General features: G+C 68.0%; 15 protein-coding genes. 6 read left to right on the forward strand and 9 right to left on the reverse strand.

Translation table 11 applies throughout. The features are described 5' to 3' along the window. Nucleotides 1-21 precede the first annotated feature (21 nt). The 7 genes from fghA to V5G24_RS20645 all read right to left on the reverse strand — a co-directional run bounded on the left by fghA (nucleotide 22) and on the right by V5G24_RS20645 (nucleotide 9,847). The gene (fghA, locus tag V5G24_RS20615) at nucleotides 22-858 is read right to left on the reverse strand and encodes an S-formylglutathione hydrolase (protein ID WP_394083765.1); all 837 of its coding nucleotides are present in this window, start codon (nucleotides 856-858) and stop codon (nucleotides 22-24) included. After that, nucleotides 858-1,970 (reverse strand): S-(hydroxymethyl)glutathione dehydrogenase/class III alcohol dehydrogenase, encoded by a 1,113-nt coding sequence (locus V5G24_RS20620; protein WP_394083763.1) that lies wholly within the window; start codon nucleotides 1,968-1,970, stop codon nucleotides 858-860. Before V5G24_RS20620 ends, fghA begins: the two co-directional genes overlap by 1 nt. 117 nt (nucleotides 1,971-2,087) lie before the next feature. Next, the gene (gene mgtA, locus V5G24_RS20625; RefSeq protein ID WP_394083761.1) at nucleotides 2,088-4,592 is read right to left on the reverse strand and encodes a magnesium-translocating P-type ATPase; all 2,505 of its coding nucleotides are present in this window, start codon (nucleotides 4,590-4,592) and stop codon (nucleotides 2,088-2,090) included. A gap of 26 nt (nucleotides 4,593-4,618) precedes the next feature. Next, the gene (gene fabI, locus V5G24_RS20630) at nucleotides 4,619-5,392 is read right to left on the reverse strand and encodes an enoyl-ACP reductase FabI (RefSeq protein ID WP_394083759.1); all 774 of its coding nucleotides are present in this window, start codon (nucleotides 5,390-5,392) and stop codon (nucleotides 4,619-4,621) included. Then, the gene (locus tag V5G24_RS20635; protein WP_394083757.1) at nucleotides 5,389-6,579 is read right to left on the reverse strand and encodes an acetate/propionate family kinase; all 1,191 of its coding nucleotides are present in this window, start codon (nucleotides 6,577-6,579) and stop codon (nucleotides 5,389-5,391) included. Before V5G24_RS20635 ends, fabI begins: the two co-directional genes overlap by 4 nt. Then, on the reverse strand, nucleotides 6,576-7,982 hold the full coding sequence (locus V5G24_RS20640; protein WP_394083755.1) for a bifunctional enoyl-CoA hydratase/phosphate acetyltransferase: 1,407 nt from the start codon (nucleotides 7,980-7,982) through the stop codon (nucleotides 6,576-6,578). Before V5G24_RS20640 ends, V5G24_RS20635 begins: the two co-directional genes overlap by 4 nt. Before the next feature lie 8 nt (nucleotides 7,983-7,990). Continuing rightward, complete coding sequence (locus V5G24_RS20645; protein WP_394083753.1) at nucleotides 7,991-9,847, reverse strand: PHA/PHB synthase family protein; 1,857 nt, start codon at nucleotides 9,845-9,847, stop codon at nucleotides 7,991-7,993. 605 nt (nucleotides 9,848-10,452) lie between these two features. Between V5G24_RS20645 and V5G24_RS20650 the strand changes: the two genes are divergently transcribed. The 3 genes from V5G24_RS20650 (at nucleotide 10,453) to V5G24_RS20660 (ending at nucleotide 12,931) form a co-directional block, all read left to right on the forward strand. Next, nucleotides 10,453-11,046 carry a Dps family protein gene (locus V5G24_RS20650; protein WP_394083751.1) on the forward strand — a complete coding sequence of 198 codons (594 nt, stop codon included), beginning with the start codon at nucleotides 10,453-10,455 and terminating at the stop codon, nucleotides 11,044-11,046. A 127-nt stretch (nucleotides 11,047-11,173) separates the two neighbouring features. Further along, complete coding sequence (locus tag V5G24_RS20655) at nucleotides 11,174-11,878, forward strand: YoaK family protein (protein ID WP_394083749.1); 705 nt, start codon at nucleotides 11,174-11,176, stop codon at nucleotides 11,876-11,878. Between the two features lie 138 nt (nucleotides 11,879-12,016). After that, a complete protein-coding gene (locus V5G24_RS20660) occupies nucleotides 12,017-12,931 on the forward strand; it encodes a LysR family transcriptional regulator (protein WP_394083747.1) in 915 nt (304 codons plus the stop codon). A gap of 111 nt (nucleotides 12,932-13,042) precedes the next feature. Here the strand turns inward: V5G24_RS20660 and V5G24_RS20665 are convergent, their stop codons facing one another. Further along, entirely contained in the window at nucleotides 13,043-14,347 is a 1,305-nt protein-coding gene (locus V5G24_RS20665) for an HdeD family acid-resistance protein (RefSeq protein ID WP_394083745.1), read from the reverse strand. A gap of 363 nt (nucleotides 14,348-14,710) precedes the next feature. Here V5G24_RS20665 and V5G24_RS20670 point away from each other — a divergent pair, with 363 nt between their 5' ends. The 3 genes from V5G24_RS20670 (at nucleotide 14,711) to V5G24_RS20680 (ending at nucleotide 20,580) form a co-directional block, all read left to right on the forward strand. Further along, nucleotides 14,711-17,623, forward strand: a complete 2,913-nt coding sequence (locus V5G24_RS20670) for a GAF domain-containing hybrid sensor histidine kinase/response regulator (protein ID WP_394083743.1) — start codon at nucleotides 14,711-14,713, stop codon at nucleotides 17,621-17,623. Nucleotides 17,624-17,837: 214 nt separating this feature from the next. Next, entirely contained in the window at nucleotides 17,838-18,242 is a 405-nt protein-coding gene (locus tag V5G24_RS20675; protein WP_394083741.1) for a hypothetical protein, read from the forward strand. A 49-nt stretch (nucleotides 18,243-18,291) separates the two neighbouring features. Next, the gene (locus V5G24_RS20680) at nucleotides 18,292-20,580 is read left to right on the forward strand and encodes a TonB-dependent receptor (protein WP_394083739.1); all 2,289 of its coding nucleotides are present in this window, start codon (nucleotides 18,292-18,294) and stop codon (nucleotides 20,578-20,580) included. Nucleotides 20,581-20,616: 36 nt separating this feature from the next. Here V5G24_RS20680 and ligD read toward each other — a convergent pair whose 3' ends face one another. After that, nucleotides 20,617-23,406, reverse strand: coding sequence for a DNA ligase D (gene ligD, locus V5G24_RS20685; RefSeq protein WP_394083737.1), 2,790 nt, complete (start codon nucleotides 23,404-23,406; stop codon nucleotides 20,617-20,619). Nucleotides 23,407-23,462: the final 56 nt, after the last annotated feature.

The following is a 23,462-nucleotide window of genomic DNA, read 5'->3' on the forward strand; positions in this document are numbered from 1 at the left end:
CGCAGCGCCCGCGCGGCGGCGTTACGCCTTCAAGCGTTCCGCATGGTAAGCCACATGGTCGGCCATGAAGGTGGAGATGAAATAATAGGAATGGTCGTAGCCATCCCGTAGCGTCAGGGTGAGCGGAATGCCCGCCTTGGCGCACGCCTCTTCCAGCAGCCAGGGCCGCAATCCCTCCTGCAAAAATCCGTCCGCCGCCCCCTGGTCCACCAGGAGTTCGGGAAAGCGGTGCCCGTCCGCGATCAGGGCGCAGGCATCATAGGCGCGCCATGCCGCCTCATCCGCGCCGAGATATTTCTCGAACGCCGGGCGCGACCAGCCGGCCGTGCTCGGCTGCACGATCGGCGCGAAGGCCGAGCAGCTCTGGAAGCGGCCGGGATTTTTCAGCGCCAGCGTCAGCGCGCCGTGCCCGCCCATGGAATGGCCGAAAATGCCCTGGCGGGCCATATCGGCGGGGAAATGCGCGGCGATCAGCGCCGGCAAATCCTCTGCCACATAGCGCGCCATACGGTAATTTTCCGCATAAGGCGCCTGGGTCGCGTCGAGATAGAAGCCGGCGCCGGAGCCGAACTGCCAATTGTCCGGCTCATCCGGCACATCGGGACCACGCGGCGAGGTGTCCGGGCACACGATCATGATCCCATGCTCGGCGGCGGCGCGGCGATATTCGCCCTTCTCCATCACGTTCGCATGGGTGCAGGTGAGGCCGGAGAGATACCACAGCAGCGGCACCGGCCCCTGCTCCGCCTGGGGCGGAACATAGACCGCGAAGGTCATAGGGCATTTGGTTTCCACCGAGGCGTGGCGATAGACGCCCTGCACCCCGCCGAACGCCTTCGCCTGCGAGAGGGTCTCCATCAGAACAGCACCACCGAGCGGATCGACTTGCCCTCGTGCATCAGGTCGAAGGCGGTGTTGATCTCCTCCAGCGGCATGGTGTGGGTGATGAGGGGGTCAATCTGGATTTTACCCTCCATGTACCAGTCGACGATCTTCGGCACGTCGGTGCGGCCGCGCGCCCCGCCGAAGGCCGAGCCGCGCCAATTGCGGCCGGTGACCAGCTGGAACGGCCGGGTGGAGATTTCCGCCCCCGCCGGCGCCACGCCGATGACGATGGAGGTGCCCCAGCCGCGATGGCAGCATTCCAGCGCCTGGCGCATCACATCCACATTGCCGGTGCAGTCGAAGGAGAAATCGGCGCCGCCGTCGGTCAGGTCCTGGATGGCGGAGACCACCTTGTCGGCGCCCACATCGCGCGGGTTGACGAAATGGGTCATGCCGAACCGCTTCGCCATCTCGACCTTGGCGGGATTGATGTCCACGCCGATGATCTTGTCGGCGCCCACCATGCGGGCGCCCTGGATGACGTTGAGGCCGATGCCGCCGAGGCCGAACACCACCACGTTCGCGCCCGGCCACACCTTGGCGGTATAGACCACCGCGCCGATGCCGGTGGTGACGCCGCAGCCGATGTAGCAGATCTTGTCGAAGGGGGCGTCCTCGCGGACCTTCGCCAGCGCGATCTCGGGCAGCACGGTGAAATTGGAGAAGGTCGAGCAGCCCATGTAATGGAAGATCTCGCCGCCATCACAGGAGAAGCGGCTGGTGCGATCCGGCATCAGGCCCTGCCCCTGGGTGGCGCGGATGGAGGTGCACAGGTTCGAGCGCTGGGAGAGGCAGGTCTTGCACTGCCGGCATTCCGGCGTGTAGAGCGGAATCACATGGTCGCCGACCTTCAGCGAGGTCACGCCCGCGCCGACCTCGCGCACGATGCCCGCGCCCTCATGACCGAGAATGGCGGGAAACTTGCCCTCCGAATCCAGCCCGTCGAGCGTATAGGCGTCGGTGTGGCACACGCCGGTGGCCATGATCTCCACCAGCACTTCGCCCGCCTTGGGGCCGCCGATCTCGATGGTCTCGATGGTGAGGGGCTTCTTGGCTTCCCAGGCGACCGCAGCGCGCGTCTTCATGGCGTTCTCCGCAGATGTGACCGCCCGCCGCGCGGGCCTGCGCTCCTATAGCTTTCTTCTTTCCGGCAGGGAATCGCGTTTGCGACACGCCGTGCCGGCTGGAGGAAAGCAGACCCCCTACCCCCGTTTCATGGCGAAGCGCTTCAGCCCCTCGGCCATGGCGAGATAGGCGACGACCAACAGCGCCAATGCGCCGAGCAGCGAAGGCGGCAGCAAGGCGAAGCCGAACCAGGCGCCGAACGGCGTGAACGGCAGCGCCATCGCTACCAACAAGGCTCCGAGCGAGGAGGCGGCGAGCAGCGGATGGGGCAAGTCCGCCCAGGGGCGCGCGCGGGTGCGGATGATGAAGATGACGAGGATCTGCGTCGCCATGGATTCCAGGAACCAGGCGGTGCGGAACGCATCCGGCGTCACGTGGAACAGGAAGATCAGGCCGCCGAAGGTAAGGAGGTCGAACACCGAGGAGAGCGGACCCATGATGGCCGCGAACCGCACCAGCCCGGACATATCCCACACCTGCGGCCGCGCCAGCGCCTCAGGCCGCACCCGGTCGAACGGGATGCCGATTTCCGAGAGGTCGTAGAGCAAATTGTTGAGCAGGATCTGAGTCGGCAGCATGGGCAGGAAGGGCAGGAACAGGGAGGCCGCCGCCATGGAGAGCATGTTGCCGAAATTGGAGCTGGCGGCCATGCGCACATATTTGAGGATATTGACGAAGGTGCGCCGCCCCTCCTCCACGCCGTCGGCCACCACGCCGAGATCGCTCTCCAGCAGGATCATGTCGGCCGCCGCCTGGGCGACGCCGGTGGCGCCCTCCACCGAGAGGCCGATATCGGCGGCCTTGAGCCCCGGCGCGTCATTGATGCCGTCGCCGAGAAACCCCACCACCGCGCCGCGCGCCTGGAGCGCCTTGACGATGCGCGATTTCTGGTCTGGCGACAGGCGACCGTAGGCATCCACCTGCCGCACCCGCACCGCCAGCGCGGCGTCGCTCAGCGCCGCCACATCGGCGCCGGACAGCACTTCGTCCGCCTTCAGCCCGACCAGGCCGGCGAGGCGCTTCACCACCACCGGATCGTCGCCGGAGAGGATCTTCAGCCGCACCCCGGCCTTGGCGAGGCGGGCGATGGCGGCGGCGGCGGTGGCCTTGGGCGGATCGGCGAAGGCGCACAGGCCCTCGAACACCAGCCCGGCTTCATCCTCGGCGGTCAGTTCACGCGGCGCGCCGGCCCAGGGTTTAGAGGCCACCGCCACCGCGCGCAATCCATCGCCCGCCAAGGCCTGGACCAGGGCGTGCGCCTGCCCCTGCGCGGCCGCGTCCATGGCGCTGCCGTCGCGCCGGGTGGCGCACAATTTCAGCACCGCCTCGGGCGCGCCCTTCACGATGAGCAGATGTTCGTCCGGCCCCTGCGCGAGCACCGAACCCAGGCGGCGGGAGAAATCGAAGGCACGCACCTCCTCCATCACCCAGCCCGCCGCCGGATCGTGCCGGCAGTCCAGCAGCGCCGCGTCGAGCGCTCCGCGATCGCCGCCGAGATGGGCGGCAAGGGCGGCGAGGGTGGCGGCGCGCGGATCCTCGGCGCCTGCGGGATCGAGGCTTTTCGCCAGCGTGACGCGGGCTTCGGTGAGGGTGCCGGTCTTGTCCGTGCACAGCACGTTCATGGCGCCGAGATCATGGATCGCCGCGAGCCGCTTCACGATCACCTTGCGCGCCGCCATGCGCAGCGCGCCGCGCGAGAGCGTCACGGTGGTGATCATGGGCAGAAGCTCGGGGGTGAGCCCCACCGCCAGCGCCACCGCGAACATGAGGGATTCCAGCACCGGCCGGCCGAACAGCATGTGCGCCGTCAGCACCAGCAGCACCAAAGCGAGCGTGAGCCGCGCGGTCAGCAGACCGAAGGCGTGCAGGTCGCGCTGGAAGGGCGAGGGGGTCTGCGCTTCCGCGAGCGCGGAGGCGGCCTCGCCGAACAGGCTGTCGCGGCCGGTGTGGACCACCAGCGCCAGCGCCTCCCCGGTCTGCGCCACCGCGCCCCGAAACACCGCATTGTCGGCGTCCGCCGCCAGGGCGGAGGCGATGACACCCGGCTGCTTGCGCACCGGATAGGGTTCGCCGGTGAGCGCGGCTTCATCGCAGGTGAAAGCGTTCGCCTCCAGCACCCGCGCGTCGGCGGGAATGATGTCTCCGGCCCGGATGCGCACGAGATCGCCGGGCACCAGCGCGCCCACGTCCACCGCGATGAAGGCGCCGTCGCGCTTCGCCTCCGCCTTCACGGCGACCGAGCGGCGCAGCATCTCGGCGGCTTTCAGCGCCTGCCCCTCCTGCACCGTGTCGAGCACGATGGAGAGGCCGAGAATGGCGAGAATGATGGTGCCGCCCACTGCATCGCCGGTCGCGACCGAAACCGCGCCGGCGGCCAGAAGGATCAGCGAGAGCGGCTCCGCCAGCCGCCGCATGATCGCGCGGACCGGCCCCACCTTCCGGGGCTGGCTATCGGCATTGGCACCATACCGCGTACGGCGGTCCTCGACCGCGCCCGTGCTCAGGCCATCGGCGGTGCAGCCGAGCCCGGTGAGCATCGCCGCGACCGGCACGGTCCAGAAGGGTTTGCCCTGTGCGGCCATGGCGTCCCGAAACCCTTCACCGCCAGTCAGGCGACGATATGGAAACCCGCGTCGGCATAGACCACGGAGCCGGTGAGCGGCGCCCCGGCCTCGCTCACCAGGAAAGCCGCCACCTTGCCGATCTGCTCGGTGGACACGAGATGGTTCGCCGGCGTGCGGGCGCGCACCTTGTCCAGCAATTCGTCGAAGCGCTCGATGCCGGACGCGGCGCGGGTCTGCACCGGGCCGGTGGACAGGGCGTGGACGCGAATGCCCGCCGCAGCGAGATCGGCCGCCAGATAACGCACGGTGGATTCCAGCGCGGCCTTCACCGGACCCATGAGGTTGTAATTGTCGACCACCCGCTCGCTGCCGAAGAAGCTCACGGTCTGCAGTGCGCCGCCGGTCTTCATCAGCGGCAGCGCCAGCTTCGCCATGCGGATGAAGGAATGGCACGACACGTCCATGGCCATGGCGAACCCCTCGGCGGAGCAGTTCACAAGGCCGGTGTGCAGATCCTCGCGCGGGGCGAAGGCGATGGAATGGAACACGAAATCCAGGCTGCCCCATTGCCGCTCGATGGTGGCGAACACCGCTTCCAGCTGGCCGGGAATGCGCACGTCGCACGGCACGATGATGGAGGCCTCCAGGCCCTCCGCCAGCGGGCGCACATAGGGGATCGCCTTCTCGTTGAGATAGGTGACGGCCAGTTCCGCCCCCGCGCCATGGAACGCGCGCGCGCAGCCGTGGGCGATGCTCTCGGCATTGGCGATGCCGACGACCAGGCCGCGCTTTCCGGTGAGATCGACAATGGCGCTCATCGCACGGGCTCCAGATGCTGGATGATGCCGACCGCTTCGTCGGCGATCACCTGTTCCTCGTCGGTGGGGATGACGAAGACTTGAACCTTGCTGTCGATGGCGGAGATCAGCGCCGCGTTTGCGGCATTGGCATCTTCGTCCAGCTTCATGCCGAGCCAGCCGAGGCGCGCCGCCACCGCGCTGCGAATTTCGCCCTGGTGCTCGCCGATGCCGGCGGTGAAGACGAACCCGTCGAGCCCGCCGAGCGTGGTGGCGAGCGCCGCCGTCTCGCGCGCGATGCGGAAGGTGAAGAGTTCGAGCGCCTCGCGCGCCTCCTCCGCATGGGAGGCCAGCAGCGCACGACTGTCGGCGCTGATGCCGGAGACTCCCAGCAGGCCGGAGCGGTGGTAGAGAATGTCCTCCACCTCCTCCAGCGGGCGCTTTTCCTGCTTCAGCATATGGATCACGACACCCGGATCGAGCGTGCCGCAGCGCGTCGCCATGGGGATGCCGTCGAGGGTGGAAAAGCCCATGGAGGTGTCGCGGCTGATGCCGCCGGAGAGCGCGCACAGGCTGGCGCCGCTGCCGAGATGGGCAACCACCACCCGCCCGCCGAAGGTCGGATCGTGCCGGCCCAGCTCGCGGGCGATGTATTTATAGGACAGGCCGTGGAAGCCGTAGCGCTTCACCCCGGCATCGAACATCTCGCGCGGCAAGGCGAAGCGGCGCACCACATCCGCCTGGGTGCGATGGAAGGCGGTGTCGAAGGAGGCCACCTGCGGCAGGTCCGGCCGCAGATGGTACAGCGCCTTGATGATGCGCACGCTCTGCGGCTGATGCAGGGGGGCGAGCGGCGTCAGGCTCTCGATGCCCTTGAAGGTCTCGTGATCCACCAGCGCCGGGCCGCCGAAGCGGTCGCCGCCGTGCACCACCCGGTGCCCCACCGCCGTGAGCCCGGCGACGCCGAAATGCGCCACCAGCCAGCGCAGCGTCTCGTCGATCACCTCGCGCAAATCCTCGGTGACGGCTGAGGTCAGGCGGATGTCCCGCGCCTCCCCGCCTTCACTGACGCTGAGCACCAGCGGGCTGCGGCGCAAATCGATGATGCCCCGCCCGAGCCGGCGGGCCTGGTCGCCCTCCACCGCGAACAGGCCCATCTTCAGGGTCGAGGAACCGGGGTTGAAGGTCAGCAGGATATGGTCGCTCACAGCGTCACCCCGTCGAGCTTGGGCTGGCCGGCGACCGAGAGCTTGGCCAGCGCCACCGAGGCGAGGCGCACCTTCAGCGCATCCGACCGGCTGGTGAGGATGATCGGCACGCGCGCCCCGAGCACCAGCCCGGCGGCATCGGCGCCAGCGAGATAGATCAATTGCTTGGCCAGCATGTTGCCGGCCTCCAGGTTCGGCACCAGCAGGATGTCCGGCTGCCCGGCGACGGGCGAGACGATCTGCTTGATGTGCGCGGCATCGAGGCTGATGGCATTGTCGAAGGCGAGCGGCCCGTCCACCTTGGCGCCGGTGATCTGGCCCCGCGCCGCCATGACGGTGAGCGCCGCCGCATCAATGGTGGCCGGCATGTCCGGGTTCACCGTCTCCACCGCCGCGAGCACCGCGACCAGCGGCTCGGGAATGCCGAGGCGGTGCAGCAAATCGATGGCGTTCTGGCAGATGTCGCGCTTCTGCTCCAGGGTCGGGGCGATGTTGATGGCCGCGTCGGTGACGATCAGCGGCTTGGGATAGGACGGCACGTCGAGCGCATAGACATGGCTGATGCGCCGCTCGGTGCGCAGGCCGGAGGCGGCGGCGACCACCGCGCCCAGCAATTCGTCGGTGTGCAGGCTGCCCTTCATGAGCGCCGCGCATTCCCCCGAGGCAGCCAGCGCCGCGCCGCGCACGGCGGCGGCGTGGCTGTGCTCCACCGCCTCGATGCGCAGCCCCGCGAGCGAGATGCCGGCCTTCTCCGCGACCGCGCGAATCTTGTGCTCGGGGCCGATCAGGATGGGATCGATCAACCCCTCGTCGCGCGCCTCGATGGCGGCCTGGAGCGCCTCGACGCTGCAGGGATGCACCACGCCCACGCGCATGGGCGGCAGGGAACGGGCGCGCTGGACGAATTCGGAATAACGCTCGCCGCCGCGCAACAGCACCTCGGGCACGGCGATGCGCGGCAAGGCGAGCTTTTCAGACGGCGCGATCACGGTCGCGGTACCGGTCAGCACATCGACGCCGGTCTGGTTCACGCAGCGCGTGTCGAGCAGCACGATGCGCTTCTCGGGCTTCTTCTCCAGCACCGTGACGGTGGCGGTGATGGTGTCGCCGGGCGCCACGGGCTTCCTGAAATGCAGGTCCTGCGCGAGATAGATGGTGCCCGGCCCCGGCAATTCGGTGCCGAGCAGGGTGGAGATCAGCCCGCCGGTCCACATGCCGTGGATCACCACATGGCCGAAGATGTCGGTGGCGGCATAGGCCTTGTCGAGATGGGCCGGATTGACGTCGCCGGAGACGGCGGCGAACAATTCGATGTCTTCATTCCTGACCACCCGCGTCAGCGAGGCGGAATCGCCGACGTTCAGCTCGTCGAACGTGCGGTTCAGCAGCAAAGGCGCGTTCATGATGGATCTCACGCTTGCAGGACATAGGTGCCGGGCGCGTCGTCGAGCGGGGGATAGCCCGCGCCCGGCGCGCCCATGGGCGGGGGAGAGACAAGGCCCTGGGACGAGCGCTGCGCCAGCCAGCCCTGCCAGGCCGGCCACCAGGAGCCCGGCTGCGCGGGCGTCGCCGCGAACCATTCGCTGGGCCCGAGGCAAGGGTCCATGGCACCCTTCTCGCGCAGGCGGAACTGGCGGTGCGGATGGCCCGGCTCGCTGACGATGCCGGCATTGTGCCCGCCGCTGGTCAGCACGAACGTCACATCGGTGTCGGTGAGATAGTGGATCTTATAGACCGAGCGCCACGGCGCGATGTGGTCGCGCTCGGTGCCCACGGTGAAGATCGGCACGCGGATGTCCTGGATCGCGATCGGATGCCCGTTCACCACATAGCGGCCCGAGGCGAGATCATTGTCCAGGAACAGCTTGCGCAGATAATCCGAATGCATCTTGTAGGGCATGCGGGTGGCGTCGGCGTTCCAGGCCATCAGATCGTTCATGGGATAGCGCTCGCCCATGAGATAATCATGCACCATGCGCGACCAGACCAGATCGTTGGACTTCAGCAGCTGGAAAGCGCCGGCCATCTGGCTGGAATCCAGATAGCCGCGATCCCACATCATGTCCTCCAGCAGGCTCACCTGGCTGTGGTCGATGAACAATTCCAGCTCGCCCGGCTCGGTGAAATCGGTCTGCGCCGCGAACAGGGTCATGGAGGCGAGGCGCGTGTCCCCGGCGTCCGCCATGGCCGCCGCCGCCACCGTGAGCAGCGTGCCGCCGAGGCAATAGCCCACCGCGTGGATCTTCTCGCCCGGCACCACCGCGCTGACGACATCGAGCGCGGCCGCGACGCCGAGATGGCGGTAATCCTCGAAGCTGAGATCGCGATCCTCGGCGGTCACATTGCGCCAGGAGACCGCGAACACCGTGTGCCCCTGCCCTACCAGATAGCGGATCAGCGAATTGTGGGGGGACAAATCGAGGATGTAATATTTCATGATCCAGGCGGGCACGATCAGCACCGGCTCGCGATACACGCCCGGCGTCGACGGGCTGTATTGGATCAGCTCCACCAGCCGGTTGCGATAGACCACCTTGCCCGGCGTCGCGGCGACATCGCGGCCCACCTTGAACGCCTCCGCGCCGAGCGGCGGCTTGTGGGCGCGCTTGCGGGCGAGGTCTTCCATCAGGTTCTTGGCGCCCGCCACATAATTCGCCCCGCCGCTGGCCACCGATTTCTGCACCACCTCGGGATTGGCGAACGGCAGGTTGGCGGGCGAGGCCATGTCGAGCAATTGACGCGCCGTGAAGGACACCACGTCGGCATGATGCGGCGCCATGCCGGGCACGTTGCACGTGGCTTCGTGCCACCATTGCTGGGTCCGCAGAAAGCCTTCGCGCCAGATGGAATAGGGCCAGCGGCTCCAGCCCGGGTTGCGGAACCGCTCGTCGCCGGTGACCGGGCCTTCGGCCTCGAACGCGGTCGGCGCGGCGGGATTGAGCATGTGGGCGGCGAATTCGCGCGCGCCGAACATGGCCTTCAATGCCAGTTCCGTGCGCTTGCCGGGGGCGGAGGCCAGATGCAGGGCCCAATCGGTATAAGCGAGCGCGAGCGCCGCCGGCGAGAGGCCGCCGGTCATCTCCGCGATGGCGGCACCGACGCGCCGGTCGAACAGGCGCAGGCCCTCGTGATCGACATCCCCGCACGCGGCCGGCAGCTGGAGCGGAATTTCATGCGCCGGAGCGGGCACGGCGGACGCAGGTGCCGGCAGCGGAGCCGGGGCGGGCGCGTTCGTGTCGCTGACAAGCTTCAGGACCGTCTCTGCCATTTTCGTGTCGCCTTTGATCTCTCAGCTGAACGATAGCATCGGACCCGCACCGCCAGGGCATCGACCCGCAGGACCGCGCCGAACGACGTCCGCGTCACACGGTCCGCGCCCTGCCGAAACGGCCGAAACGCGGCAGCGGATCCCCGGTCGGCCGATCCTTCGCAGCCGCCGCAACCTAGCCGCGGCGCGTGCACTGCAACAGCCTCGGAAACTACGTAAGCGGGCTTGACATGCCGGCTAAGTATTTGCCGATACAGGGCCGCCGCCCCGCGCGACGGTGACTTGAGGACAGCTCACAAATGGGCGAACGCCGCCAGCGCTGCCCCACGGCGGGCACCATCGCGCCAAAAATCCCGCTGCCGCTGCGGGAGAAGAGACCGGCGCGGGGAACTTGGCCGTAGTTTCCGGCTTGATACCTCTTGGCGGCATGACACATGGATGTGCAAGAATGCGGCGATACAGACTTTGAACCCGGGCGCCCCACATCCGCTCCGCCCGTCCTCCGCCGGAAACGCGCGCCCCCACGTCCGGGAGACACGGCCGGCGCACCGCCTTCCCCACGCGAGGCCCGGCTCGGCCGCGCCTCAGTTCCCAGGAGCTGTCCCATGAGTGACACCAAGTCCCAGGCGCCGAAATCCAAGAAGGCCAAAACCGAACCCAAGGCCGAAGCCAAGACCGAGGGAAAGCTCGACGCCGCAAAATCGCGCGCCGCCGCCGCCTTGCAGACCCGCGCCAATTATTCCTCCAACGCGGTGCAGGACATCGCCGGCGCGCTGAACGGCCTGCTCGCCGACGTGTTCGTGCTCTATCTGAAGACCAAGAACTTCCACTGGCACATGTCCGGCCCGCATTTCCGCGATTATCACCTGTTGCTGGACGAGCAGAGCGACCAGATCTTCGCCATGACCGATCCGATCGCCGAGCGCGTGCGCAAGATCGGCGGCACCACGATCAAGTCCATCGGCCAGATCGCCCGCCAGCAGCGGCTGCTGGACAATGACGCCGAATATGTCACTCCGCAGGACATGCTGAGCGAGCTGCGCGACGACAATGTGCAGCTCGTCGTTTCCATGCGTGAGGTGCATGACCTGTGTGACGAGAACCAGGATGTCGCCACCGCCAGCCTGCTGGAAAACTGGATCGACGAGACCGAGCGCCGCGCCTGGTTCCTGTTCGAGACCACCCGCCGCGAAGCCTGATCACGCATTGCCAAACAGGTTCGAGGGCCGGCCCCGCCCGCCCTCGAGCCGATGCGCGCCGCGCTCGATGTGTCCCTTCCCTCGCCCTTCACCCTTCCCTTGCCCGCATCACGTCTGGGGACACCTTATGAAGCCCGGCCTGCCCGCGATTCTCAGCCTGAACGGCGGCTATGTGGATACGGCCGGCTTCCTCGCGCTCCAGGGCCTGTTCACCGCCCATGTCACGGGCAACTTCGTCACCTTCGGCGCCGCCATGGTGCATGGAACCTCCGGCGCCTGGGCCAAGCTGCTGGCGCTGCCGGTGTTCTGCGTCGTGGTGATGCTGGTGCGCCTGCTGGGCTACGGGCTCGAAGCGCGCGGCCTGCCGCAGATGCGCACCCTGCTTGGCCTGAAGTTCGCCCTGCTCACGGCCGCCGCAATCATGGCCGTGACGTTTGGCCCGTTCGCCGATTCCGATGCCTGGCGCGCGATGCTCACGGGCATGACCCTGGTGTCCGCCATGGCGATCCAGAACGCCATCCACCGCATCCACCTCGCCAGCGCGCCGCCCACCACGCTGATGACCGGCACCACCACCCAGGTGATGATCGACCTCGTGGATCTGGCGCGCGGCCTGCCGCCGGACCAGGCGGCGACCGCGCGCGGGCGGCTCGGGCGCATGTCCGGCGCGGTCGCGGCCTTCGCGCTCGGCTGCGGGCTCGCGGCGCTGCTGTATGTGTTCATCGGCATGTGGTGCTTCGCGGTGCCGCCTTTGCTCGCGCTCCTCGCCGCCTTCGCCGGTGCGCAGGCCACGGGCGTGCAGGCGGCGGGCACGCAGGCGAAGGTCCGCTGATCCGCGCTTTCTGGCGCGGCGGCGCGCGGCGCACCAGACGAAAGCGCGCCCATGCACCGAGGGCGTTGTCCCGATTCCCGGAACCGGGACAACGCCCTATGCCTCTATGAGATCGGCCCGCGCGGCCGGGGAGCGATGATGGACCGGATCGATGCCATGCGGGTGTTCGTGACCGCGCTCGACGAAGGCAGCCTTGCCGGAGCCGGGCGCCGGCTCGGCCATTCGCCGGCCGCCGTCACCCGCGCCATCGCCTTCCTGGAGGCCCATGTGGGGGTCCAGCTGCTGCACCGGACCACGCGCGCGCTGCGCCTGAGCGAGGCCGGCGAGCGCTATGCCGCCGCCTGCCGGCGCATGCTGACCGATCTTGAGGAAGCCGACATGCTGGCCGCGGGCGAGCGGGCGGCACCGCGCGGCACGCTCACCCTCACCGCGCCGCTGGTGAGCGGCGCCAAGGTGCTGCGCCCCATTCTCGATGCCTATCTCGACGCCCAGCCGGCGGTGCGCGCGCGCCTGCTGCTGCTCGACCGGTCGGTGAACCTGATGGACGAGGGCGTGGACGTGGCCTTGCGCATCGCCCATCTGCCGGATTCCAGCCTGATCGCGGTCAAGATCGGCGAGGTGCGGCGGGTGCTGTGCGCGGCCCCCGCCTATCTGGCGGAGCGGCCGGCGATCCTCCTCCCGTCGGATCTTACGGACCATCGGTGCATCGCCATGACCAGCTTCGGGCACGAGGCCTGGGCCTTCGCCGGCGGCACCGGCACGGGCGGCCAGGCGGTGCAGATCGCCCCGCGCCTGATCGTCAACAGCGTCGAGGCCGCGATCGGCTCGGCGCTGGAGGGACATGGGGTCACGCGCGTCCTGTCCTATCAGGTGGCGGAGCATGTGCGCGCCGGGCGGCTGTCGATTGTGCTGGCGCCGCACGAGCCGCCGCCGCTCCCGGTCCACCTCATCATGCCCGAAGGCCGCCTCTCGGTGCCCAAGGTGCGGGCGTTCGTGGATTTCGCCGTGCCGCGCCTGAAGGCCGCGTTCGCGCACCTCGCCCTGCCGGCCTGAGCGGCCAGAGCCGGATCTGACCATAGTGAATCCGCCTCTATTCAATAAGTTAGAGGGCGATTCACCGCCCCTATGGAACCAACAAGGGGTTCCATAGGGGCGGATCGCGCTCTATCCGCGCCGCGCCAGCCGGAACAGGGCGCCCACTTCGGCGCGCTGCGGCACCTCCACAAGGGCGCTGACGGCGCGGGCATAATCGAGCACCAGCCCGGGCGTCCAGGCCATGGCCGCTGCGCGATGGCGCAGCATGCCGGCGACCCACAGCTCCACGCTGAACACCAGCCGCAGGACGAACAGGAACGAGCGCGCGCGGTCCTCGAACACCCCGTCGAGCCCCGCATCCAGCGCTTTGGCCACGACGCTGGAGCAATTGCGATTGGTGAGATTATAGGTGAGGTCCAGGCGATACTGCGCCCAGAACGCCCGCACCGCCGTGGTGTTGAGCCCCACGAGGCGCACCTCGGACGTGGACGGGCACCAGTCCGCGCTTTCCTCGACATAGCTCGGCTGGAACACGCCCGGCGCGTCGTTTTCCGCCGTCGCGCGCAGCACCCGCGAGAAATCGCTCGGCGAGCGGTCGATCTCCTGGCCCGGATAATGGCTGATATAGACATCCGGCGGCAGCTCCAGCGCCGCATGGCCGGTGGAGATGACGCCCTTCGCGTCACGCGCCGCGATGTAGCGGCTGACGCCGTGGTTGAGCGAAACCATGTGCCCGGTGGGCGTCCACACATGGACGATCACCACGTCCCGCTCCGCTTCCTCCGCCGGCTCCTCCTCGGTGGCGGCGCCGGAGCGCAGCGCCTTGCTCCAATCCATGCGCGGCCAGCCGCGGCTGAGGATGGCCGAGATCGGGGTGTCCTCCGGCAGGTGGCGGATGCGGAACGCGAGCGCGCAGATGCCGAAGCCCGAGACCATGAGCAATTGCCCGACGTCCGCCCCCACTTCCGCCTGCCACTGGGTGGGCCAGGGCACGAGCGACCATACGCCCAGCAGGAATTCCACGCCGGCCGCGAGCAGCGACATGCGCCAGCCGGCAAACCGCACGATATAGCCGCTTACCGCGCGCAGCGTCGCGTCGGTGACGAGGAAGCCGCCGACGATGAAGCCGATGATCATGTCGCTGTGCCAGGGCGAATCGATGATCAGCAGGCCAATCGCCAGGAACACCAGCCCCTTCGCCAGCCGCAGCGGCCGCGTGCCGCCGACCCGGCCGAAGAAGGTGACGACCGAGAGCATGCCGTCCAGCAGCAGGGGAATGGCGAACACGGTCGGGGGAATACGGATCTCGTCGATGAAGGCATCGGCGAAGAACAGCAGCCCCAGCACCAGCCAGAGCGCGCCCGCGAGCGCCAGAACCCACCAGCGGCGCCGCAGCAGCCGCGCGCCCAGAAGGAGAAGAAGGAGTTGAATCAAGGACCCGGGCTCCGATCACGCACGGCCGGAAATACTCAATCTGCTTTATTTCAAGCTTCGCCCGTCCTGTCGAGCGCGGTGCCGTTAAAAGATACCTCCGCACATCATTCGAACGCGATCCGCCGGATTCAGCCGGTCCCGCTTAAGCTCTTGCCGGACAGTGAATCTTTTTCGACCCGGTGCGATCTCGGCGGGGCCGCGCTATGGTGGGGCACAGTGCGTGATGCGAGGTTCGATGTTCCGTTTTCCTTCGTTCCTGCCGGGACCGCCTGCCGCCGTCGAAAGTCCATGGCGTCGCCTGCCGGGCGGGACTCGACGCATGGGGCGCGGCAGGGGCGGGAATGCCGGCCGGGATGTCGGGTCATGAAGCCCGGCCCCAATTCCGAGCGCGCGCTCATTCTGTGCCCGGATGCGCGCGAAGGCACGCTGCTCGCCCGGCTGCTGGCCGATGCCCAGATGCCGCACGCCGTGTGCGACGACCTGCCCGCGCTCGCGGGTGAGTTGACGGCCGGGGCCGGGCTCGCTTTGATCGCCGATCAGGCGCTGGTGGACACCGATCTCTCCACGCTGCGCGACTGGATCGCCGGCCAGTCGTCCTGGTCGGATTTTCCCTTCATCATCCTCACCGACCGGGCGGAAACCGACCGTAACCCGCTCACCGTCCATCTGTCGGACATCCTCGGCAACGTCTCGTTCGTGGAGCGGCCGTTCCAGCCGACCTCGCTGCTCAGCCTCGCGCGCACCGCCGTGCGCGGGCGGCGGCGGCAATATGAGGCGCGGGCGCGGATGGAGGAATTGCGCAACGGCCAGGAGCGCCTGCGCTTCGCCCAGGAAGCGGGCCGCATCGGCACGTTCGAGCTGATGGCGGAAACCGGCATGGTCAACGTCTCGGAGGCCTTCTGCCGCCTCTGGGGCCTGGACGTGCGCAGCACCTTCGCCCTGAGCGAACTCTACGAACTGGTGGTGCCGCAGGACCGCCCGCGCATCAAGACCCTCGCCAATGCCCTGCCGGGCGATGCCCTCGCCTATACCGAATATCGCATCCGCCGCCCCGATACCGGCGAGGTGCGCTGGATCGCGCGGCAGGGCGAGCCGGTGTCCGACACCGCCACCGGCGCGCACCGCTATTTCGGCGTCACCTATGACATCACCGCGCAGAAGCGCGCGGAAGCCGACCTGCGCGAAAGCCGCGACCAGCTCGCCAATGAAAGCGAAGTCCTGGAACTGCTCAATCGCACCACCAGCGCGCTCGCCGCCGAGCTCGATCCGGACAAGCTGGTAAAGCAGGTGGTGGAGGCCGGCGTCGCGCTCACGCAGGCGGCCTATGGCGCGTTTTTCTACAAGGCGCGGGGGGCGACGGACGACAGCTTCACCCTGGTGTCGCTGGCGGGCGCGGATGCCGCCGCCTTCACGGTTCTCGGGGCGCCGCGCATCACGCCCATGTTCGAACCGACCTTCCGGGGGCTGAGTGTCGTGCGCTCCGCCGATATCGCCACCGACCCGCGCTATGGCGGCAATGCTCCGCATCTCGGCCTGCCGCCCGGCCATCTGCCGGTGCGCTCCTATCTGGCGGTGCCTGTGGTCTCGCGTTCCGGCGACGGGGTCGGCGCGCTGCTGTTCGGCCATCCCGAGCCGGACATGTTCAGCGCACGCTCCGAGCGGGTGATGTCCGGCCTCGCCGCCCAGGCCGCCATCGCCATCGACAATGCCAATCTGTTCAAGAGCGTCCAGGCCGCGCGCGAAACCCTGGAGCAGCGGGTGGAGGAGCGCACCCGCGAGCGCGACCGCATGTGGCGCCTTTCGGGCGACCTGCTCAACGTGTTCGACGCCGAGGGGCGGCTGATCGCCGTCAACCGCGCCTGGACCAGCGTGCTCGGCTGGAGCGAAGCGGAACTGCTCTCCGCCCGGGTGCCGGACCTCGTCCATCCCGACGATGCCGACGCCGCGCGCGAGAAGATCGCGCTCCTGGACGGCGGCACCGCCACGCTGCGCTATGAAAACCGCTATCGCACCCGCGACGGGGGATATCGCCGCATCTCCTGGACCGCGTCCCCGGAAGCCGGCCTGTTCTATGCCATCGGCCGCGACATCACCGAGCAGCGCGACATGGAAGAGCAGCTGCGCCAATCCCAGAAGATGGAGGCCGTGGGCCAGCTCACCGGCGGCATCGCGCATGATTTCAACAATCTGCTGCAAGGCATCACCGGCTCGCTGGACATCGTGCAGCGGCGCATTGCCCAGGGCCGCATGAGCGAGCTGGAGCGCTTCATCTCCGGCGCCATGACCTCGGCCAATCGCGCCGCCGCCCTCACCCACCGCCTGCTCGCCTTCTCGCGCCGCCAGCCGCTGGACCCGAAGCCGGTGAAGGCCAATCCGCTGGTCGCCTCCATGGAAGACCTGCTGCGCCGCACCCTCGGCGAGCGGATCGCGCTCGAACTCGTGCTGGCGGGCGGGCTGTGGCAGACCCTGTGCGATCCCAACCAGCTTGAGAACGCCATTCTCAACCTGTGCATCAACGCCCGCGACGCCATGGCCGACGGCGGGCAGCTCACCATCGAGACCTGTAACGCCCATCTGGACGGCGCCTATGCCGCGAGCGTGCGCGACGTGCGGCCGGGGCAATATATCTGCATCTGCGTCACCGATACCGGCGCCGGCATGTCACCGGAGGTGATGAGCCGCGCCTTCGATCCGTTCTTCACCACCAAGCCCATCGGCCAGGGCACCGGGCTCGGCCTGTCCATGATCTATGGCTTCGCCCGCCAGTCGGAGGGCTATGCCAAGATCTATAGCGAGGCCGGCAAGGGCACGACGGTGAAGCTCTATCTCCCGCGCTATCGCGGCGTGGCGGCGGCGGAGGAAGAGGTCGGCACGCCCGCCGTCCTGCCACGCCCGGAGCAGGACGAGACCGTGCTGGTGGTGGAGGACGAACCGGTGGTGCGCGGCCTCATCATCGAGGTGCTGCACGAATTGGGCTATCACGCCCTGGAGGCGGGCGACGGGCCGGAGGGCCTGAAAATCCTGCAATCGGACGCGCGCATCGACCTGCTGGTGACCGATATCGGCCTCCCGGGTCTCAACGGCCGCCAGATCGCCGATGCCGCGCGGGTGGCGCGACCCGACCTGCGGGTGCTGTTCATGACCGGCTATGCCGAAAACGCCGCCATGGCCAACGGATTTCTCGAACCGGGCATGGAGATGATCACCAAGCCCTTCCCCCTTGACGCGCTCGCCCTGCGCCTGCGGGAGATGATGGAGCGCGCGGAGATTCACTGACCGGCTGCGCATCACGAAAAGGTGACGGGCCGCGCGGGGCGTCGAAACTGCTCCCGCAGCGGCGAATTGCGGCGCAAATACAGCGAAAAGACGGCGCGCCGCCGGTGGGAAAGCCGGATGGCGATATTTCCGCACGAGCCCCATGATGCTAGCGAGGAGGATCGCCCCCGCTCAATGAGGGGCGCGGGGAGCGGGCGGCCCGATCGTGTCACGGATGCGCACAACACAGACATGGCTGCGCCCGGGGTTCGCCCTGGCGATGGCCTATGTGTTCGTACTCCAGACCGTGCTGGCGCTGAGCCTGTCCACCGCCCACACCACCCGCGCCGCGCTCGCCGCCGATCCGACGCAGATCCTCTGCCTTGCCAGCCACGACGACGGCAGCGATTCAGGCGGCACTGCGGGGGGCGAGCACCCCACCTCCGGCAAGACCGTTCCGGTCGCATCCTGCGCCCTGTGCGCCTTTGCCGGCACCGGCTTCACCCCGCCCGCCCTGGCCGATTTCGTGCCGCTGGACCGCGCCTTCCTGCGTGTGACGAACGCCACGGAGCGGGCATTCGCCCTGCGCAGCCCGGCGCCCACCCCCCGCCTCTCCCAGGGACCACCCAGGACCGCGTGATCCGCACCGGCCGCGCGCCGATCCGCACGTTCATTCCTGGAGTTGTCCCATGTCCCGCCTGTTCCGCGCGGCCGGCGCCGCAGCGATGCTTGCCGCATCGTGCACGGCCGCCTTCGGCCAAACCATCGATCTGCCGGAAGTCACCGTAAACACAGACCAGAAGCCCGCCTCCGACGTTCCCCCCGCCAAGCAGAAGTTCCAGCTGCCCCAGACCAGCGCCAGCGTCACGGCCAAGCAGGTGGAGCAGACGATCAACATCGTCGACACCGAGGATGCGGTGAAATATCTGCCCAGCCTGTTCGTGCGTAAGCGCAACAATGGCGACACCCAGCCGGTGCTGGCGACGCGGACCTGGGGGGTGAATTCCTCCGCCCGCAGCCTCGTCTATGCCGATGATCTTCTGCTGTCGGCCCTGATCGCCAACAATAATTCCATCGGCGCGCCGCGCTGGGGGCTCGTGACGCCCGACGAGATCGAGCGGGTGGATTTCCTCTACGGCCCGTTCGCCGCCGCCTATCCCGGCAATTCCATCGGCGGCGTGCTGCTGATCACCACCAAGATGCCCGAGAAATTCGAGGCCAGCATCAAGCAGACCGAAGCCCTCCAGACCTTCTCCCGCTACGACACCAACGGCAATTATCGTACCGACCAGACCAACCTCTCCACCGGCAACAGAAACGAGAATTTCTCCTTCCTCATCACCGGCAATTACCAGAACAGCTACAGCCAGCCGCTGTCCTGGATCACCACGCCGGGCGTGCCCGCCAAGACCACCGGCCTCATCCCCCAGCTCAACAAGACCGGGCAAGTCGCCAATGTCGCCGGCGCGGGCGGGCTGCTGCACACGGAAATGACCAATCTCAACGGCAAGTTCGCCTGGGACATCACGCCCTGGCTGCAGGCGAAATACATGATCGGCCTGTGGGCGAACGACGGGGAGTCCACCGTCCAGACCTATCTGCGCACGCTCGGCGGAGTGCCCACCTTCGGCGGCATCGCGGGCTTTGCCAATTCCAACTACACCATCAACCAGCAGCATCTCGCCAATGCCTTCACGCTGAAGAGCGACACCGGCGGCCTGTTCGATTTCGACCTCGCCCTCTCGCGCTATGATTATCTCGAAGACATCCAACGCAGCCCCTATGGCGTGAGTTCAACCGGGCCGTTCTTCACCACCAACGGCAAGATCGCCCGGCTCGACGGCACCAATTGGATGAATGGCGACGCGAAATTCATCTGGCGGCCCAACGAGGCCCATGAGGTGAGCTTCGGCCTCCACGCCAACCGCTATTATCTCAACAACCCCACCTATGCCTCGACGATCTGGAATTCCGGCCCGGATGCCACGTCGAAAATGTATACCGACAGCATCGGCGCCACGACCACCGCGGCGCTGTGGGGCCAGGATGCCTGGCGCTTCGCCCCCGATTTCAAGCTGACGCTCGGCGGGCGGCTGGAGAATTGGCAGGCGACCCAGGGCTTCAATCTCGCCACCACGTCCAATTCCGCGGGCACCATCACCGGCACCACGATCCAGAACCAGCCGGAGCAGGACGCGACCCGCTTCTCGCCCAAGGCCTCGCTGAGCTGGAAGCCGAACGAATGGCAGGTCACCGCCTCGTTCGGGCAGGCCTATCGCTTCCCGACCGTGACCGAACTGTACCAGATCGTGCAGACCGGCTCGGTCTATGCGGTGCCGAACCCGAATCTCGCCCCCGAAAACGCGCTCAGCGAGGAGCTGGCCATCGAGCGCAGCTTCGACGGCGGCAAGATCCGGCTTTCGGTGTTCAACGAGCATGTGGACGACGCGCTGATCCAGCAGACCGCGTTCCTGGCCAATTATCCGGTGCCGGTGAACTATGTCACCAACGTGCAGGCGATCCGCAACACCGGCATCGAGATCGCCGCCTCGAAGAAGGACGTGTTCATCGCCGGGCTGGAGATGTTCGGCAGCGTGACCTATGTGGATTCGCGCATTCTCGCCGATCCCACCTGGGCCAGCGCGACCGGCACCAGCGTTGTCGGCAAGCACGTGCCCTATGTGCCGGACTGGCGCGCCACCATCGGCGCCACCTATACGCCGGACCAATATTGGGCCTATACCGTCGCCGCGCGCTATAGCGGCAAGCAATATTCGACGCTGGACAATACCGACATCATCCCCAACGTCTATGGCGCCTTCGATAAATTCTTCGTCGTGGACGTGAAGGCCCGCTACAAATTCAACGAGCAGGCCTCCATCAGCCTCGGCATCGACAATATCGGCAATGAATCCTACACGCTGTTCCATCCTTTCCCGCAGCGCACCTTCATCGCCGATGCGAAGATCACCTTCTGAGGCGCGCCGGGCGGGAGGTCACACTCGGGCGGAAGGTCATTTCCCTTTCCGCCCGGCGGTTTTTCCCGCCTCCAGGCGCTTGATCGCGGGGGCGAGCGGCTTTGCGGCGGTCTGATAGTCCGCCCAGGGCCGGCGCGCCTCCAGCAAGGCGGGCGCGGTGCGCACGGTGAAGCGCTTGGGATCGAGGCCCGCCTTCACCTCCTCCCACAGCAAGGGCATGGAGACGGTGGCGCCGGGCCGCGCGCGCGGCGAGAGCGGGGCCACCGCCGTCGCCATGCGGTCGTTGCGCAGATAATCGAGGAAGATGCGGCCCGTGCGCAGCTTCTTCGCCATGTTCACCAGATAGCGGTCGGGCGCGTCGCGGGCCATGCGCGCGCACACCGCGCGGGCGAACGCTTTCGCCTGCGCCCAGTCCGGCCCGCCGGATTTCGGCGCCGCGAGCGGCACCACCACATGCAGGCCCTTGCCGCCCGTGGTCTTGCAGAAAGTCCGAAGGCCGAGCGCCTCCAGCTCCGCGCGCAGGTCCAGGGCCGCCGTGACCACGGCGGAGAAATCCACCTCCGGCCCCGGATCGAGATCGAACACCAGCCGCCCCGGCACCTCGGGACGGCCGGGCGCGCAATTCCACGGGTGCAGCTCCAGCCCCGCCACCTGCGCCACCGCCGCGAGGCCCTCCACGCGGTCGATCTGGAGATAGGGCTTGCGATCGCCGGAGACGGTGACGAGGGTCAGCAGGTTCGACGTGCCTTTCATGGCGTGGCGCTGAAAGAAGGTTTCCGCGTCGATGCCATCCGGCGCGCGCACGATGGAGCAGGGCCGCCCCTGGATATGGGGCAGCATCCAGGCGCCCACGGCTTCGAAATAGCGGGCAAGATCCAGCTTGGTCACCGGAGCGCCGTCGCCCGCATCGGGCCAGAGCGCCTTTGCGGGATTGGAGAGCAGAACCCCCATCACCAGCGGCTTGCCGGACGGCACGGGCGCCGCAGAGGCTTTGGCGGCGGGCGGAGCCGGGTCCTTCGCCGTCCCGGTTTTCGCCTTGCCGGCCTTCGCCCCCGGCGCGGGAAGCGGGATCTGCGTCTCCTCCACCGGTGCCGGCAGCTCTGCTTCCACCTCGGCGGCCGGCTTGTCCTCGCGCAGCGCCTTGAATGCGGCCTGTCGCACCAGGCCGGATGTGGTCCAGCCGGCAAATTCCACCTCCGCCACCAGTTCGGGCCGGGTCCAGTGCACGCCCGCCTCCTTGCGCGGCGCGTTGGCGCCGGTGAAGGGCGACACCTTCGCCTCCACCGCCTGCAGGCGCGGCAAGAGCGTGCGCACCTTGGCGGCGCCATATCCCGTGCCGACGCGGCCGAGATAGACGAAATGATCCGCGCGATGCACGCCCACCAGCAGCGAGCGGAATTGGCCGTTTGTGGTCGACCAGCCGCCGATCACCACCTCATGGCCGGCGCGGCACTTGGCCTTGGTCCAGTCGCCGCTGCGGCCCGAGGCATAAGGCGCGTCCCGCCGCTTGGAGACGATGCCCTCCAGATCGAGCTGGCATGCGGAGCGCAGCACCGCATCGCCGCTGTTCTCCAGATGCTCCACATAGCGGATGCGCAGCCCGTCGCCATGCGCCGCCAGCAACGCCTGGAGGCGCTGCTTGCGGGCGTCCAGGGGAAGGGCGCGCAGATCCTCGCCCGCCTCGAACAGCAGGTCGAAGGCGAAATAGACCAGGTCCTTTGTGCGTCCTTCCGACAGCGCCACCTGGAGCGCGGGAAAATCCGGCGCGCCATGGGCATTCAGCGCCACCACCTCGCCGTCGATCAGCGCATCGGGAAGGGCACCCGCCGCCTGCGCGATGGCGGAAAAGCGCGCGGTCCAATCGAGCCCGGTGCGCGTGCGCAGGGCAGCTTTTCCGCCCTCCACCCGCATCTGGATGCGATAGCCGTCGAGCTTGATTTCATGCACCCACTCCTTGCCGACCGGCGGGCGCTCCAGCGACGTGCAGAGCTGGGGCGGGACGAAATCCGGCATCGCGGCGGCCCCAGCGGGCGCGCTTTTGCCGGACGCGACCTTGCCGGCGCGGGTCCGTGCCGGCGCCGCCGCGCGCTCCGATCGCACCACGGCGGACCCGGCGGCGCTGGCGCCTTTCGCCTTCGCGCGTTTCTCGGCGGCGAGCCCGGCGCGGGAGTCCCACACCGCATCGGCGGCGATCGTTCCGTCGCGCGCGGTCATGAAGGGGGTGGGCGCCGGGCCTTCGCCGGCGGCAATCTCCTCCATGGCGCGGCCCGAAGCGACCGAGCGATCCTGCTTCAGCAAGGCATCCGTGTCGCCGGGATGGGCGTCTGCGTCGCGATGCTTGATCAGCAGCCAATTGGTGCGCTTGCCGCCGGTGCGGTCGCTCTTCATGCGCACCAGAACATAGCTGCCGTGCAGCTTTTCCCCATGGAGGGTGAATTTCAAATCCCCCTTGGCCAGCGCCTCTTCGGCCGAGAGATCGCCTTCCACCTCCCAGGTGCCGCGATCCCACAGCATCACCGTGCCGCCGCCATATTGGCCCTTGGGAATGGTGCCTTCGAAATCGCCATAATCGAGCGGATGGTCCTCCACCTCCACGGCGAGGCGCTTGTCGGCGGGGTCGAGGGAGGGCCCGCGCGTGACCGCCCAGGATTTGAACACGCCGTCCAGCTCCAGGCGGAAATCATAATGCAGGCGCGTCGCGTCGTGCTTCTGCACCACGAAGCGCGGCGCGTTCGCGGGCGCCACGTCGTGCGCGCCGCTGGGCTCGGCCGTCTGCTGGAAATCCCGCTTGGCGTGATACTTGGAGAGCTTGTTCGTCTGTGCCACGCTCACCTCCGTCCGATGCAAGGGGAACTCGGCTTGAGCCTAAGGGTTCATTGCCC

Origin of the sequence: Roseixanthobacter finlandensis (assembly GCF_043195105.2) — a bacterium.
Taxonomy (GTDB): domain Bacteria; phylum Pseudomonadota; class Alphaproteobacteria; order Rhizobiales; family Xanthobacteraceae; genus NCEH01.

What these genes read in the sequence shown, in the direction of transcription:
- V5G24_RS20640 (WP_394083755.1), bottom strand. Translation starts at nt 7,982, where the DNA reads ATGAACGCGCCTTTGCTGCTGAACCGCACGTTCGACGAGCTGAACGTC.
- V5G24_RS20650 (WP_394083751.1), top strand. Translation starts at nt 10,453, where the DNA reads ATGAGTGACACCAAGTCCCAGGCGCCGAAATCCAAGAAGGCCAAAACC.
- V5G24_RS20620 (WP_394083763.1), bottom strand. Translation starts at nt 1,970, where the DNA reads ATGAAGACGCGCGCTGCGGTCGCCTGGGAAGCCAAGAAGCCCCTCACC.
- V5G24_RS20680 (WP_394083739.1), top strand. Translation starts at nt 18,292, where the DNA reads ATGTCCCGCCTGTTCCGCGCGGCCGGCGCCGCAGCGATGCTTGCCGCA.
- fghA (WP_394083765.1), bottom strand. Translation starts at nt 858, where the DNA reads ATGGAGACCCTCTCGCAGGCGAAGGCGTTCGGCGGGGTGCAGGGCGTC.
- V5G24_RS20670 (WP_394083743.1), top strand. Translation starts at nt 14,711, where the DNA reads ATGAAGCCCGGCCCCAATTCCGAGCGCGCGCTCATTCTGTGCCCGGAT.
- mgtA (WP_394083761.1), bottom strand. Translation starts at nt 4,592, where the DNA reads ATGGCCGCACAGGGCAAACCCTTCTGGACCGTGCCGGTCGCGGCGATG.
- fabI (WP_394083759.1), bottom strand. Translation starts at nt 5,392, where the DNA reads ATGAGCGCCATTGTCGATCTCACCGGAAAGCGCGGCCTGGTCGTCGGC.
- V5G24_RS20675 (WP_394083741.1), top strand. Translation starts at nt 17,838, where the DNA reads ATGCGCACAACACAGACATGGCTGCGCCCGGGGTTCGCCCTGGCGATG.
- V5G24_RS20655 (WP_394083749.1), top strand. Translation starts at nt 11,174, where the DNA reads ATGAAGCCCGGCCTGCCCGCGATTCTCAGCCTGAACGGCGGCTATGTG.
- V5G24_RS20645 (WP_394083753.1), bottom strand. Translation starts at nt 9,847, where the DNA reads ATGGCAGAGACGGTCCTGAAGCTTGTCAGCGACACGAACGCGCCCGCC.
- V5G24_RS20660 (WP_394083747.1), top strand. Translation starts at nt 12,017, where the DNA reads ATGGACCGGATCGATGCCATGCGGGTGTTCGTGACCGCGCTCGACGAA.